This window comes from Paenibacillus sp. FSL H8-0048, from assembly GCF_038002825.1.
Lineage (GTDB): Bacteria > Bacillota > Bacilli > Paenibacillales > Paenibacillaceae > Paenibacillus_AQ.
In genome coordinates, this window is the sequence record NZ_JBBODF010000001.1 from 6,630,721 (window position 1) to 6,645,513 (window position 14,793).

The 14,793-nt window shown below is 54.7% G+C and carries 11 protein-coding genes; 10 read left to right on the forward strand and 1 reads right to left on the reverse strand.

Annotated elements, in window-relative coordinates; all coding sequences use genetic code 11:
* Nucleotides 1-11: 11 nt before the first annotated feature.
* From NSU18_RS28830 to NSU18_RS28875, 10 genes are all read left to right on the forward strand, one after another.
* Entirely contained in the window at nucleotides 12-623 is a 612-nt protein-coding gene (locus tag NSU18_RS28830; RefSeq protein WP_341150675.1) for a GNAT family N-acetyltransferase, read from the forward strand.
* Between the two features lie 150 nt (nucleotides 624-773).
* Nucleotides 774-1,952, forward strand: coding sequence for an ROK family transcriptional regulator (locus tag NSU18_RS28835; RefSeq protein ID WP_341150676.1), 1,179 nt, complete (start codon nucleotides 774-776; stop codon nucleotides 1,950-1,952).
* A 43-nt stretch (nucleotides 1,953-1,995) separates the two neighbouring features.
* Nucleotides 1,996-2,979 carry an ROK family protein gene (locus NSU18_RS28840; RefSeq protein ID WP_341017678.1) on the forward strand — a complete coding sequence of 328 codons (984 nt, stop codon included), beginning with the start codon at nucleotides 1,996-1,998 and terminating at the stop codon, nucleotides 2,977-2,979.
* A 31-nt stretch (nucleotides 2,980-3,010) separates the two neighbouring features.
* The gene (locus NSU18_RS28845; RefSeq protein ID WP_341150677.1) at nucleotides 3,011-4,189 is read left to right on the forward strand and encodes an MFS transporter; all 1,179 of its coding nucleotides are present in this window, start codon (nucleotides 3,011-3,013) and stop codon (nucleotides 4,187-4,189) included.
* 18 nt (nucleotides 4,190-4,207) lie between these two features.
* Entirely contained in the window at nucleotides 4,208-6,457 is a 2,250-nt protein-coding gene (locus tag NSU18_RS28850; RefSeq protein ID WP_341017680.1) for a helix-turn-helix domain-containing protein, read from the forward strand.
* A 347-nt stretch (nucleotides 6,458-6,804) separates the two neighbouring features.
* Nucleotides 6,805-8,397 (forward strand): extracellular solute-binding protein, encoded by a 1,593-nt coding sequence (locus NSU18_RS28855; protein ID WP_341150678.1) that lies wholly within the window; start codon nucleotides 6,805-6,807, stop codon nucleotides 8,395-8,397.
* Nucleotides 8,398-8,529: 132 nt separating this feature from the next.
* Nucleotides 8,530-9,396 carry an ABC transporter permease gene (locus NSU18_RS28860; protein WP_341018635.1) on the forward strand — a complete coding sequence of 289 codons (867 nt, stop codon included), beginning with the start codon at nucleotides 8,530-8,532 and terminating at the stop codon, nucleotides 9,394-9,396.
* Between the two features lie 27 nt (nucleotides 9,397-9,423).
* Nucleotides 9,424-10,296 (forward strand): carbohydrate ABC transporter permease, encoded by an 873-nt coding sequence (locus tag NSU18_RS28865; RefSeq protein WP_340752433.1) that lies wholly within the window; start codon nucleotides 9,424-9,426, stop codon nucleotides 10,294-10,296.
* 8 nt (nucleotides 10,297-10,304) lie between these two features.
* Nucleotides 10,305-12,038 (forward strand): hypothetical protein, encoded by a 1,734-nt coding sequence (locus NSU18_RS28870; RefSeq protein WP_341150679.1) that lies wholly within the window; start codon nucleotides 10,305-10,307, stop codon nucleotides 12,036-12,038.
* Nucleotides 12,039-12,132: 94 nt separating this feature from the next.
* Nucleotides 12,133-14,502: a glycoside hydrolase family 95 protein gene (locus NSU18_RS28875; RefSeq protein WP_341150680.1), complete on the forward strand. Its 2,370-nt coding sequence runs from the start codon at nucleotides 12,133-12,135 to the stop codon at nucleotides 14,500-14,502.
* Between the two features lie 59 nt (nucleotides 14,503-14,561).
* Here the strand turns inward: NSU18_RS28875 and NSU18_RS28880 are convergent, their stop codons facing one another.
* Nucleotides 14,562-14,786, reverse strand: a complete 225-nt coding sequence (locus NSU18_RS28880; protein WP_341150681.1) for a hypothetical protein — start codon at nucleotides 14,784-14,786, stop codon at nucleotides 14,562-14,564.
* Nucleotides 14,787-14,793 lie beyond the last annotated feature (7 nt).

The window sequence follows — 14,793 nt, forward strand, 5'->3', positions numbered from 1 at the left end:
GAGGATGCATTATGTCAACACTGCAAGTAGAGATTGTGAGCCGCCTGAATGAAGAACAGAAACTTGAGGTCGCCAGGCTATATTATCAGGCTTTCACCTTGAAATTCAGCGGAATATGGATCTTCTCCCGTAAAGAGCAGGAGATTGTGGACGTGCTGAGCCGCTGCCTGCATTATGACAAGGCCCTGTATGCGGTGTATGAGGGAAGGGTCGTAGGCTTTGCCGGTATGGAGACGGGAAAGGGCTTCTTCATGACGCTGAGTTACCGTTCGCTCAGACAGACCTTCGGGTTGTTCGGCGGCGCTTGGCGCTATGCAGCCTATGGCATCTTCCGCCTGCTTCATGGCAATACCCCCTCTAATGCAGTGCATATCGATCCGCTTGTAGTGTCCGAGCAGGCCAGAGGATTGGGTGTCGGAACCCGGCTGCTGGAGGCCGTCTTCGCATGGTCCCGGGAAGCGGACCGCAGTAAGGTGCTGCTGGAGGTTGTCGATACCAATCCGCTGGCGAAGAAGCTGTATGAGCGGGTGGGCTTCCGGACCTTCAAGGTGCAGAATACCCGGTTGTTCTCCTCGCAGGCCGGCTTCCACAAAGTGCTGCATATGGAGAAAATGCTAAATTAGCCTGGCACTTATTCCCGGTCCGCAGGAGGATCGGGGATTTTGCGTTTTATGGGGTGATAGGGGCTGGATAAATCGCCCGAAAGACTGTATATTAGACTAAACATTAAGTTAGTAAACTTAATTAACTATATATAGAACGGAGTATGAATCGTGAAAATTCAAACGGCGGGGACCCCCAAGGTCATGCGCAATCTGAATGAATTTCTGATTCTGGACCGGATCATCGGCGGCGGACCGCAATCCAGAGCGGATCTTAGCCGGTATACCGGCTTAAGCAAGCCTACGGTATCCTCGGCCATTGCTCATCTTATAGAACGCGGACTGGTCAGAGAGACCGGCAGAGCGGAGAATACCCAGGGCCGCAAAGCGACTCTAGTGGAATTCAATCCGAAATGCTTCTATACCCTGGGGGCTGAGGTAGGGGGAAGCAGCCTGCGGATAGCGCTTGCGGATATGAGCGGAGAGATCTGCTATTACAAGCAGCTGCCTATGCCGGAGAGAGGGCTGACAGAGGCGGTGTGTCAAGATTTTCTGGTGCAGAGCATTGAGGGACTGCTTGCGGATTCCGGGATTTCCCGGGAGAAGCTGCGGGCCGCGGCCTTCGGAATTCCAGGCGTAGTGGACCCGGCAGATGGCAGCGTGTCTGACCTCGTTGCCCCGCTGCGCGGGTGTGAAGGGGTGCTCTCAAGGACTAATCTGGCCCGGCTGCTCCCCGTGCCTGTTGTGACGGAGAATGATGTCAACCTCGCGGCGCTGGCGGAATATACCTCTTCGGGGATGGAGGCAAGCGCCTCTCTCCTGTACTTCTCCATCGGCGCAGGAACCGGGGGCGGCCTCATTATCCACGGGGAGATCTACCGGGGGCTTGGCGGCGGTGCAGGTGAATTAGCCAATCTGATGCTGAGCGCGGGCAGGCTGGAGGATGTACTGTCTACGGACGGATTAAGGCAGCTGGCTAACCGGATGTCAAAAGAACACACCGGTGCAGGTGAAACAGCGTATCTGCTGTCCATACCGGGAGGACCGGCGGAGCAGATATGGAATGAAGTGCGCAGAGGTGAGCCTCTTGCACTTGCTATTATCGAGGCCTACTGCAATCTGCTTGCAGAGGCAATAGGCAGTATTTGTACCGTGATGGCTCCAACAACGGTGGTCCTTGGAGGCGAACTGGGCAGCCATGGGGAGATCCTGCTGGAGAAGCTGGAATCCCGGGTAAGCGGGCTTCACCGGAAGCCCCGGCTGGCTGCGTCCAGCCACGGGGACAGGGATGTGGTGCTTGGAGCGGTGCTGACCGCGGTCCAATTGGCTTTTGGTGAGATGCGGGCCTAAGGAGCATAAGCTTATATTTTATAGAATGACGGGGGAATCCTAGATGAATATGTTAACAGCAGGAATTGATGTGGGCGGAACCAAAACACTGCTATGCCTGACGGATGAAGATGGAACGGTGCTTGAGCAGTACAAGGTGGAGACGCAGCTGAGCCGGGAGCCTGAGGTGTTCTTCCGCTGGTTATTCGCCGAATTGGAGCAGCTCTGCAAGCGTAACGGCACTACGCTCGCTTCTCTGAAGGGAGTGGGCATCGGGTTCCCGGGAGTCATGAATGAGCGCACCGGCACACTGACCAGCGCACCGGCGCTTAATTGGCCAGGAGCTATGGATATCCGTCCGATAATTGCCGCTTATTATCCCGGACTGGTGGTGCTCGACAATGATGTGAATATGGCCGCAATGGGCGAGTATGCAGCGGGATCGGCTGCCGGGTCTGAGCATTTCATGATGATCACGGTCGGGACGGGAGTGGGCAGCGCCTTGTTCCTGAACGGCCAGCTCTACCGGGGAGCCAGCTTCGCTGCGGGTGAGATCGGCTATCTCATCGTTGAGCCGGGAGCCGTTCATGCTGCTGCCGATCCGGAGTACAGTGAGTTCGGCCCGTTTGAGATGGAGGTATCCGGCACGGGAATCGGAGCGAAGGCGGCAGCCAGACTGCACGGGAATAACAGCAGTTCATTGATCCGGGAGCTGGCCCAGGGCGGTACAGTCCGGGCGGAGCATGTATTTGCAGCGGCGCAGCAGCAGGATGAGACCGCACTTGCGCTGCTGGATCATGCGTATGAACAGATGGCAGCGGCAGTCAAGAATATTGCGATTACGCTCGATCTGGAGCTGGTGGTTCTGGGCGGAGGTGTCGTGGAGAAGAACCCTGGCTATGTGCAGGAGGTGGCAGCGCGGGTCAGCCGGTATACACCCAAGCAATCTTTATTGATCCGGCAGGCGGTGCTTGGTAATCAGGCGGGAGCGATAGGTGCTGCGGCCGCGGCCCGAAGCAGGCTGAACGCAGGAACCGGGCAGAATTGAGGGTATGAAAATGAGACGCGGAACAAGTATAATGAGATTCTCTGTAGGCAGCAAGGAGAGTGAGGTCCTGCTGAAGATGCGCGGGCTGTATCTGTTCACAGGTCTGGCCGGGGGCAGCTTCAACCCGTATGTCACCTCCCTTCTGGTTCATCAAGGAATGACGAGCCAGAGGATCGGAGTGATGATGGCCTTCGGCACCTTGCTGGCGATTCTGTTTCAGCCGTTATGGGGAATTCTGGTGGACCGCTATCAACGGACAAGACTGGTACTGATGCTTACCCTGATTGTTCCCGGCACCATAGTCTATCTCTACAATGTAAAATGGCTTGTCGTTATTGTGCTTGTATACAGCTTGTACACAATTTTTCAGAGTACACAGACGCCGATTGCCGACTCTTATGCAGTGAATGCAGCTTCAGCCGCAGGTACCTCGTTCGGCACCATCCGGCTGTTCGGCAGTATCGGCACGGCGCTGGGAGGGTACTTCGGCGGACTGTATCTGAACTGGATGGGAGTTACAGAGCTATGGATTCCCTTCCTGGTCTTCAACCTGCTTGCTCTTCTGCTCGTGATTACCATCCCGGTGAATGTGGAGCGGCGGACGCAGCATGTAACCTTCACCAGCGGAATCAGGCAGCTGCTGGGCAACCGGGTCTTTCTGCTGTTTCTCGCCGGTTGTTTTCTGGTGAACCAGACGCTAACGGCCTTCAACTCCTTCTTTGTCCTGACCTTCCAGATGGCGGGCGGAAGCTTCGCATGGTCAGGCATCGCCCTGATGATTGCTTCCATTACCAGCGTTCCGGCAATGCTTGTGGCCGCAAGAGTCCTGAAGAAGTACGGTTATGAGAAAACATTGATGCTGGCCTCTGTTGTCTACATGCTCCGCTGGGCGATCCAATGGCTCATTCCTGTTCCCGGTGTTATGATAGGTGTCCAGACGCTGCACGGCATGTCGTTTGGTTTCTTTTACATTGCAGCTGTGGAATATGTGGCCTCTATTACAGGCAAAGAGCTGCAAGCCACAGGACAAAGCCTGTTCAATATGGTATTTGTCGGTCTTGGCGGCATTGCCGGGAATCTGCTGAACGGGTATCTGCTGGAGACCGGCGGCCCGGGGCTGATGTATTTCTCCTGTACGGTCAGCGCCGCACTCGGCGCATTGCTGCTGTACAAGGTAAGCTCAATTTCACGTAAGCAGCAGTCTGAATAAGAAGAAGGGGGAAGCTCTATGAAGCGCAGTTGGTATAGTCGGATGCTATTCTCATACTTCCCTGTCTTCCTGCTTGTAGTCACTGTTCTAATCTTCCTGGCCTTCATGGTCATTACGGAGCTGTCACGCAGCGAGACGGAGAAGGCCAACTACATATCCACCAGCTATGTGGCGGATACGGTAGAGCGGACCTTGAATGATATAGAGCTGGGGGTGCTGCAGGAGATCGGAAATAACTATTCTTATAATGACTTCCTGGATGCGCCCTCCGGCACGGAATCACCGGCAGGCAGTTCATATGAAATTGTGCAGAGCATGAACCGTCTATCTGAACGCTTCAGCCTCATTGATTCAATCTATGTCTACCGTAACAAGGACAAGCTGATGCTGGGCCAGAGCGGATACGTGAATCCGGGACAGGGCCAGGGATTGGAGGCAGAATATTTGCAGCAGCTCTCCGCGAATAAGGAGCAGCAGGGGTGGGGGGCTGTACGGATGGTTCAGCCCAGGAACTCTCAGGACTTACGGCCGGTGATTAGCCTGGCCAGCAGACTGCCGATTCCATGGGGCTCCGACGGTTATATTGTTATTAATGTCAGTGTGTACCGCATACAGCGTCTGGTGGACAGCTTGACGAGTGGAGACCTGTCCTTCCTGCGGATCATGGATGTCTCGGGGACACCGGTCTATGATTCTGCTCCGGCCTCAGACGGCGGGAATAACAGAACGCTCTCGAAGGTCGAGGCGAAGGATCTCGGCTGGACCTTCGAGAGCGGGCTGCGGGCCGGGCGCTTATTCGACTGGATCTCGGTGATCTCCTACGTCTGGTTCATTCTCGGGCTGCTCACGATTGCGCTGGGCGTAGTGTATATCATCTACATCACCCGGCGGAATTACCGGCCCATCCATCAACTGATGGTGCGGATTCAAGGACTCCAGCCTGCAGCCCAGCATGCCGCGCCTGCCGTGGCTTCCGATGAGCTGGCCCTGATGCATAACGCACTGGACCGGCTGGTGCAGATCACTACCGACTATGAGCGGGAACGCTACGAGAATCTGGTCATTCAGCGACGGGAGCTGTTCCAGGATTTCCTCAGCGGGCAGCGGCTGGAGGATGCGGCAGAGCGGCTGGAGTCGCTGGACCCTTTTGAGGGCACCAGGGAGTTCGAAGCCTTCGTTGTATTCGCAGCCGAGCTTAACCGGGAGAAGGACTGGCATGCGCTGCCTGCTCAGGATCAGAACCTGCTGAAATTCGCCTTAACCAATGTACTGGGAGACCTGATGGCAGATAAGCAGCTTCAGGCCTGGGCCGAATGGATCAGCGGGGAGCGGTTAGGGATTATTATTGGCCTCAGATTCCAGCCGGTGAAGAATAACAGCGATACAATGCTGGAGCTGGCAAGAGACTGCCACCGCTGGATTATGGATAATCTGCGGGTATCTCTGACCTTCGGAGTGGGGACGGTCGTCAGGGACTGGCGGGAGATCCGGAATTCTTACGCAGCAGCGGCTGAGGTGCTGAGTCACAGGCTGGCTCTGGGAACAGATATTGCTGCAGTCCAAATGAATCAGCAGGACGATTCGAGACTGCAGAGCTATAAATACTTCGGGAGCTTCACCCAGCTTGTCCGTGAATTCCGCCTCTCGGGCGAGAACTGGCGAATCCGGCTGGACGAAATCTTCGATTCCTTCCGCAAGGACCGCCTGAAGGACGAAGAGATCTATATGCTGCTGGAAGTGCTGCTTCAGGCGCTGGAGCAGGAGCTTAAGGGTATAGCGGAGACGCTCGACCGTCAGCTTGCCGCAGCATGGACCGGCGGTCTGCGGGAACGCATCCGGGGTAGCACCGACCTTGAAGAGATCCGGGAGCTGCTGACTGGCTGGTTGAATGAAACCTACCATGTCTATGTGTCGGTCAATGAGCTGAAGAGCCACCGGGTGATGATTACCGAGGTTAAGCATTATATTGAGGAGCATTATGCCAATCCTGATCTCTCCTTGAATCATCTGAGCGAACGGTTCCAGATCTCTGCGAAATACGCCAGCTACCTGTTCAAGGAAGAATTCAATATGAAGTTCGTGGACTTTCTCGCAGAGCTGCGGCTGAAGAAGGCCAAGGAACTGCTGGATACGACTTCAGAGAGCATTCAGGATATTGCCTTGCAGATTGGATATGCTAACTCTATTACCTTCGGACGGGTCTTCAAACGCATTACGGGTATGACTCCGGGGGATTACCGCAAATTGAAGCTTCCTAAAGATGAATAAGCACTGCGTAAATCCGGCTTCCGCTGATTCCGGGTTTGCGCTTTTTTTATTTGTTGGGGGAGATATGAGGCGAAGAATGATAATTACATAACATAATGAGTAATATATGAGTTAGGTATTTTGGTTTATCATACAATTTTCGTGAAGTATTCCTACGATAATTGTATATCCGAAATGAAAAATGCTGCAATTTCATTGGTTTTTTCATGAAAATTCAATAAGAAACATGTATATTGTCGAATTCCGCAAACGATGTAATAATTCATCACATGGTCAAGCCGTAAGCATCATACAGAGACAACAGGCTGATTGAAATCAGAAATCGAAAGGGATAGGTGGTAGGAAATATGACAAATGATAACGGTAAAAGAAAGTTGGCTCTCGGTCTCTCAGCGGTTCTTATGTCTTCCGTGGTAATGTCTGCATGCTCGTCTAAAGATTCCAATGAAGCAAGCGGCAACGGTGCAGCACAAGCCGGCAGCTTGAAGATTGAAATTTTTGACCGTGGCAATGCGCCGGCCGGTGTTACGGCATCCGATAACTTCCTCACCAATTATGTGAAAGAGAATTTCGGCAAGGCGAACAATATCGATGTGGAATTCGTCCCTATCCCCCGCTCGGAAGAAGTGACCAAGCTTAATGTCCTGATGGCCAGCGGAACCGATGTTCCTGATATCGTCTTCACCTATGACTCAGGTACCTTCAATAAATATGCCGAGCAAGGCGGGTTGACGGATTTGACTCCGCTGCTGAAGGAACATGGACAGAACCTGACCAAGTTCCTTGGCGAGGATACTCTGCGCTATGGTCAATACGACGGTGTTCAGTATAGCATTCCCGCCAAACGTTCTACGGTAGGTAAATATGCTTCCTTCATCCGTCAAGACTGGCTGGATAAGCTGGGGCTTCCCGTTCCGGCTACCTCAGAGGAGCTGTACAATACACTGACCGCCTTCAAGACCAAAGATCCGGGTGAAACCGGCGGCAAGGTGATTCCGCTGGGCATGACGATTGCTGCGGCGCAGTATGATTCGCTGGTCTGGTCCTTCATTAAGCCGGTCAGTGAGCAGGAGCGCTTCGAGCTTACACAGAACCTGAGCTCCCGGGACTACCCGATTCTGCTGCCCGGATTCAAGGATGCCATTCAATATATGAACAAGCTGTATAACGAAGGGCTGATCAGCAAGGATTTTGCCCTGGATGAGAATAAAGAGACTCTTACACAGAATATCGGGAACGGGCTTGTGGGCGCATTCAGCGATGATAACGATGCGATCTTCTACCCTGACGGTGCTTACGATGTTATGACGAAGAATAACCCGAAGGCTGTACTGAGCGCCATTGATCCGTTCACGAACAGCGAGGGGAAGACAGCCAAGCCGGTATCTGCTCCAAACGGGATGTATATTATGATTCCGAAGTCCAGCAAGCATGCGGTGGAAGCTATTAAGTATCTGGACTGGATGGCTACAGATGGTCATCTGCAATATATCCAGAACGGGATTGAAGGCGAGCATTACACGCTGGAAGGCGGCGTGCCGGTCTCTATTCCTGATATGTCTGTCGAATCCTCCAATAAGCTGTCAGGCGGCGGGGATATCGGGATTATCGCGAACGGACGGATTTTTGAGAGCCAGGAGAAGAATAATGAAGCCTTTGTGAAGAGCTTCCGCACCCAGTATCAGGACATCATCGCGAAATCACTGACGATTTCCACCACTAACCCGATTGAGCCGGTGTTCACCAGCCGTCCTATTGAGGCGGAGAGCAAATATGGTACGACTCTTAGCGATAAAATCAAGCAGTTGATGGTCAAATCTACAATGGTCTCCCCAGGCGAATTCGAAGTCACCTATGAGAGTATGCTGAAGGACTACATGTCGAGCGGCGGACAGGCTATTCTGGATGAACGCAAGGCTGCCTACAGCGAGCAGAAATAATTGAATTAGCGGTCCGTGAGGGAGGGGAGCGGCAGGGCTGCCGGTCTTGGCTGCTTCCCCTTACACCCTCAGGGGTACAGTGGAGGAGGAATCGTTGTGGGATACACCCGTTATTTCCGCAGAAATTGGCAGATGTACGCATTGCTGGTCTTACCCATCCTGTTTTTTATTATTTTCAAGTACGGTCCAATGTATGGTGTGCAGATTGCGTTCAAGGACTTCAACTTTTTCAAAGGTATCGGTGGCAGTGAATGGATTGGTCTTGACGGATTCCGCGAGGTATTTGCGAATCAGGACTTTTATATAACCTTACGCAACACGTTGATGCTGAACGTTCTGGATCTGATTGTTTCTTTTCCCGCCCCTTTAATTATTGCAATCATGCTGTTTGAGCTGAAGGTGGTCTGGTTCAAGAAGCTGTCTCAGACGATTCTGTATATTCCGCATTTTATTTCCTGGGTAATCATCGGCGGGATTGTGTATCAGCTCTTTGGCCAGCAGTCCGGAATGATTAACAACCTGTTAACGAGCTTGGGACTGGATGCCATTCCTTTTCTCTCTGACAAAAATTATTGGCTGATCACTTACCTGCTGACCGGTGTCTGGCAGAGCGCAGGCTGGGGGACGATTCTCTATCTGGCGGCACTGGCGGGCATCAATAAAGAGCTGTTCGAAGCGGCGGAGGTCGATGGGGCCGGGAGAATCAAGCGCATTCTGCATATCACGATTCCGGGGATCAAGCCGACGATTGTTACGCTCTTGATCATTAATCTGGGCAATATGATCTCGATTGGCTTCGAGCGGCCGTTCGTAATCGGTAACCTTGCGGTTATGGAATACTCGGATGTGCTGAGTACCTTCGTCTACCGGATCGGTCTGGAATCGGGGCAGTATACGCTGGCTACGGTGGTTGGATTGTTCCAGGCGGTGGTCGGACTTCTATTCCTGCTGGCAGCGAACTATATTTCCAAGAAGCTAACAGACGAGAGCATCCTATAATCAACCTTTGGATCGGGAGTGTACATTATGAATGAAAGAGCAGCTAACAAGGCGTTTGATACATGGATTGTGATCTGCTTGACCTTATCGGTGCTGGCATGTCTGATTCCGTTCGTGCATATTCTCGCTGTATCCTTCAGCGGAACGGTCCCGATTGCTTCGGGCAAAGTGACTTTATTCCCTATGGACTTCAATATTGAGGCGTATAAAAAAGTGTTCGGTGATGCCGCGATGATCCGCTCGCTGGCCTTCACGATATTTCTGACGGTGCTGTTCACAGCGCTGTGCATGATGATGACGGTTGCGGCGGGCTATGCCCTGTCGAAGAAGGATCTGAAGGGCCGTAAAATCTTCATGTTCATCATTGTCGTCACCATGTTCTTCAGCGGCGGTATTATTCCGGAATATATTCTGACACGGGAGCTGCATCTGCTGAATACGATCTGGGCACTGGTGCTGCCCGGACTGATCAGCCCCTTCTATATGATTATCCTGATTTCTTTTCTGGCCGGGATTCCGGACGCGCTCAAGGAGTCCGCTGAGATTGACGGCAGCAGCCAATTCGGGACGCTGATCCGTATTATTCTGCCATTATCCATGCCGGTGCTTGCTACCCTAAGCCTGTTCTATGCCGTCGGCAGATGGAACGGATTCCAGGATACGCTGATGTATATCACGAAGCCGGAGCTGTATCCGCTTCAGCTTAAGCTCTATCATATGATCCAGAACAGCCAGGTCACCGATATGATGAGAATGGAAGGGAATGCGATCAGTACGGTTGTGCCGGAGAGTCTGAAGGCGGCTACTGTAGTGTTCGCCACAGTGCCTATTCTACTCGTCTATCCATGGCTGCAAAGATACTTTGTCTCGGGTGTGATGACCGGGGCTGTGAAGGGGTGAGCAGACAGATGTTCAAGAAGATAACGGACATTAATGACAAATGGACACAGGAATCCATGGAGCTGCAGATTAATGACCGGGAGAGCCGGTACTTCGGGGGTGTGCGTGATCCGCTGAGCGGCGTAGCCTGGCCGAATCATACCGGCACGGCCCAGTATCTGGCGGCATGGGCGGCAGCGCTGGTGAATCCGCAGTCCCGGTATTACCGGGATCTGGCGCTGCTGGGGCAGCTGCATGAGGGGATGGCGTTCATGCTGCGGTTCCAGCATGAGGACGGCACGATCTCGCCGGGCTGGACGAACTATCATTCCCCGCCGGATACGGCGTTCGTGGTAGTCGGACTAGCCAATATCCTCACGCTGCTGGAGCGGCAGAGCTGGCCGCCGCTCCAGCCGGTGACGGATCAGCTTAGAGCCTTCCTTATGCGGACGATTCCGGCGATGCTGACCGGGGGTGTACATACCCCCAATCACCGCTGGGTGCTGACTGCCGCGCTGGGGTCTTTGTACCGGATTTTTGGCCTGGAGGAGCTGCAGGCAAGAGCCGGAGAATGGCTTCAGGAGGGGATGGACATTACGCCGGACGGGGAATGGACGGAGCGGAGTAACGGTATCTACAATACGGTCAGTGACATTATGCTCTATTACGCCGCGCAGGATCTGAACCGCCCTGAGCTGCTGGAGCCGGTCCGCTTGAATCTGCGGATGATGAAATATCTGGTTCACCCGGGCGGTGAGGTGGTCACCGATTATTCGGGGCGGCAGGATTTCGGCAGCGTCTACTCGCTGGCTGACTACTATCTGTGCTATCAGCTGATGGCAGAGCAGGACCGCGACCCGGAATTCGCCGCGCTTGCGGAGCTGGCAAGCCGCTCGGTGATGCACCCGGGCTCGCTGCCCAATCAGATTATGCTGGGATTCCTGCTCTATCCGCAGATGCAGGCGGCTTCAGTCGCGCCGGGAGAACTGCCGGACAGCTACCGCAAGGTAATAGATGGCGCGTTCAAGCGTCAGGAGCTGATCGGCCGGATCGGTCAGGACGGCTACGGCGGGCCTGTCCGCCACAGCAAGCAGCATACAGAATTCGGCGCTCCGGTTGCCCGGGTGCGCAGCGGAGAGACCAGTGTAAGCGTGATGACCGAGGCTTCCTCGCTGTTCTCGCTGCGGCATGGCCGGGCAAGGCTGTTGGGAGTTCAGCTGGCTTCAAGCTTCGGGCCGGGTCTGATTACGATGGATTCACTTACGGAGACAGCGGACGGATTCCAGCTGGAGTCTGCTGCCGATAAGGGCTACTATGGCACTATTCCCGCAGATAAGCTGCCTTCGCGCACCGGCTTGCCTGCCAGCCCGTGGTATCTGCTGCCTCATAGCGAGCGGCCGCTCACCCATAACCAGACCAGCAGGGTCTGCGTGAAGGTAAGCGAGCGGGAAGCAGGCTGGGATCTGCATTTCTCAGCACCGTCCCCGGCAGATGTGCTGACCCAGGTCGTGCTGCTCTTCGGCAGCGAGGGTATCCTGGACAGTCCGGGGCTGGTCCCGGTGCCGGACATGAACGGAGCATCCTTCTGGACCGCCGGGACGCTGCGCTACAGCTCCGGGGAGGATTGGATGGAGCTTGAGCAGGGCTGTCATGAGCATCACCTGGCCGATATCCGGGGGATGAGCTATCCCGAAGGCTGCCAGAAAGTCATTGTAACGCTCATCACTCCGCTTGAATATACTCTGCGGATTCGTCTTTCCTGACATATGCCTATATAATGAAAGGGTTATCAGGATTTATCAGGATGGAAGGGTTCAGCCAGATTAGAAATTACGGTGTATGGAGGTAAGCTGCGCAATGAATATTTCATTTAATACCCCTGCCACTTTTTGGGTGGAGGCGCTTCCAGTCGGGAATGGACGGCTGGGAGCCATGATTTTTGGCGGCATTGAGAAGGAGCGTCTGGCGCTGAATGAGGACACGCTGTGGTCCGGGTACAAGACTGACTGGAATAATCCGGGAGCCCGTGAGGTTCTTCCTAAGGTTAGGGCGCTGATTGCAGAAGGCAGGAATGAAGAAGCGGATGAACTATGCAAAAAAATGATGGGCCCCTACGCCCAGTCCTATCTGCCATTCGGGGATCTGCTGCTTACGATGGAGCACGGGCAGACCATAGACGGGGAGTACAGCCGGAAGCTGGACTTGTCCACGGGTGTTGGTACCGTCTCCTATGTAATCGGCGGTGTCCGGTATACCCGGGAGGTCTTCGCCTCTCACCCGGACCAGGCGATCATTGTCCGCTTAACGGCCAGCGAGGAGCACCGGCTCAGCTTCCGGGCGAAGCTGGACAGTCCGCTCCGCCACTGTTCGGAAGCAGACGGTGAGCACTACACGATTAGCGGACATGCTCCTGAATATGTGGCGCCGAATTATTACGAAGTTGATCAGCCGGTCCGTTACGGCGGAGCGTCCCCGCGGAGTCTGAAGTTCCACGGCCGTCTGGCTGCGGTCCAGACTGGAGGCCGTCTGGAAGCAAGTGCAGACGGTATCCAGGTTACCGGCGCAACGGAAGCGGTTCTGTACTTCAGTTCGGCAACCTCCTTCGATGCGGAATCCGGCACAGTGAAGGCGGATTATGATGTAAGTCAGCAGACAGCTGGGGCTGTACAGCGGATCATTGGTGAGCCTTATGCCGGGCTGCTGGGCCGTCATCTTGACGATCACCGGGAGCTGTTTGACCGGGTAGAGCTGCATCTGGGAGAGAGCCTGGCTCCAGAGGGCATGCCGACAGATCAGAGAATTGCCGCCTATGGCAGCAATGATCCAGGGCTGGTAGAGCTTCTGTTCCATTACGGCCGTTATCTGCTGATTGCCAGCTCCCGTCCCGGCACACAGCCGGCGAACCTCCAGGGCATCTGGAATCAGGATACCCGGGCGCCGTGGAGCAGCAATTACACGCTGAATATCAATGCGGAGATGAATTATTGGCCGGCGGAGATCTGCAATCTGTCCGAGCTGCACCAGCCGCTGATTGACTATACCCGGAGGCTGGCGGCTAACGGCAGCGAGACGGCCCGGATTAACTATGGCGCACGCGGCTGGGTAGCCCATCATAACGCCGATCTCTGGGCACAGTCGGCTCCCGTTGGCGGCTACGGCGATGGAGATCCGGTCTGGGCATCCTGGGCGATGGGCGGGGTATGGCTTACCCAGCATCTGTGGGAGCATTATGCCTTCAGCGGCGATTTGTCCTATCTGCGGGAGACCGCATATCCGGTAATGAAGGAAGCGGCCTTGTTCTGCCTGGACTGGCTGATCGAGAACCCGGACGGGTACCTGATTACCTCACCATCTACTTCTCCTGAGCACAAAATCGTAGACGGCGACAAGAAGTATGCCGTCAGCGAAGCGGCAACCATGGATCTGTCGCTGATCGCGGAGCTGTTCACGAACTGCAGCCTTGCTGCCGGATTGCTTGAGCTGGACGGCGAATTCGCGGCTGAGCTGGAGGAGGCACGCGCACGGCTGCTGCCGTTGCAGATTGGTGCCGGAGGGCGGCTTCAGGAGTGGTCGGCGGATATGGAGGATGAGGATGTGCATCACCGCCATGTCTCCCACCTGGTCGGAGTTTACCCCGGCAGATCGGTAACGGAGAAGCTAGTCCCCGAGCTGTATGAAGCCGCCAGAACCTCGCTTGAGATACGCGGAGACGGCGGAACCGGCTGGAGCCTGGGCTGGAAAATCGGACTATGGGCCCGATTCAGACAGGGTGACCGCGCCAAGCAGCTGATCACGAACCTGCTGACGCTGGTTCAGCCGGAGGCCGTTAACAATGAGCGCGGCGGCGTCTACCCGAACCTGTTCGACGCTCATCCGCCGTTCCAGATTGACGGGAACTTCGCAGCTACAGCCGGAATTGCCGAGATGCTGCTGCAATCCCACCAGGGATATCTGGAGCTTCTGCCCGCCTTGCCTTCAAGCTGGAGTGAAGGTAGAGTGAAGGGCCTTCGGGCACGAGGCGGCTATGAGGTGAACCTGACCTGGAGCGGTGGCGTTCTCGGGCAAGCGGAGGTTACCGCTCATCTTGGTGGAGAGTGCCGGGTTCTGGCAGAGCGCCCTCTGGAGATTACGCGCGGAGAAGACCGGCTATTGCTGGACCCGGATTCAGACAGCCTGGTGAGTATTGAGATGCAGGCGGGGGAACGTGTAAGTGTACGGTATGTTTAGTAGTTAAGACAGAGTTAATATGGCAGAGTGAATATTAGTTATGAAGATTGCAGCACGCTTCAGATTGTGGAGTGTGCTGTTTTTGTGTTGTTCAGGTAGGTGCGCGGGCTAAATGTAATCGAAAAACCGATTACATTGCGCCGGGTGGTGGTGTGCGGGCCGAATGTAATCGAAAAACCGATTACATTGCGCCGGGTGGTGCCATGCGGGCTAAATGTAATCGAAAAACCGATTACATCATTATGCAGAGGCGGAGGCGTGTGGTCCGAATCATGTGCTGGCACGAGGGGG

Excerpts from the sequence above, each read along its gene's own strand:
- NSU18_RS28830 (WP_341150675.1), top strand. The coding sequence starts at position 12 with ATGTCAACACTGCAAGTAGAGATTGTGAGCCGCCTGAATGAAGAACAG.
- NSU18_RS28840 (WP_341017678.1), top strand. The coding sequence starts at position 1,996 with ATGAATATGTTAACAGCAGGAATTGATGTGGGCGGAACCAAAACACTG.
- NSU18_RS28845 (WP_341150677.1), top strand. The coding sequence starts at position 3,011 with ATGAGATTCTCTGTAGGCAGCAAGGAGAGTGAGGTCCTGCTGAAGATG.
- NSU18_RS28850 (WP_341017680.1), top strand. The coding sequence starts at position 4,208 with ATGAAGCGCAGTTGGTATAGTCGGATGCTATTCTCATACTTCCCTGTC.
- NSU18_RS28855 (WP_341150678.1), top strand. The coding sequence starts at position 6,805 with ATGACAAATGATAACGGTAAAAGAAAGTTGGCTCTCGGTCTCTCAGCG.
- NSU18_RS28860 (WP_341018635.1), top strand. The coding sequence starts at position 8,530 with ATGTACGCATTGCTGGTCTTACCCATCCTGTTTTTTATTATTTTCAAG.
- NSU18_RS28865 (WP_340752433.1), top strand. The coding sequence starts at position 9,424 with ATGAATGAAAGAGCAGCTAACAAGGCGTTTGATACATGGATTGTGATC.
- NSU18_RS28870 (WP_341150679.1), top strand. The coding sequence starts at position 10,305 with ATGTTCAAGAAGATAACGGACATTAATGACAAATGGACACAGGAATCC.
- NSU18_RS28875 (WP_341150680.1), top strand. The coding sequence starts at position 12,133 with ATGAATATTTCATTTAATACCCCTGCCACTTTTTGGGTGGAGGCGCTT.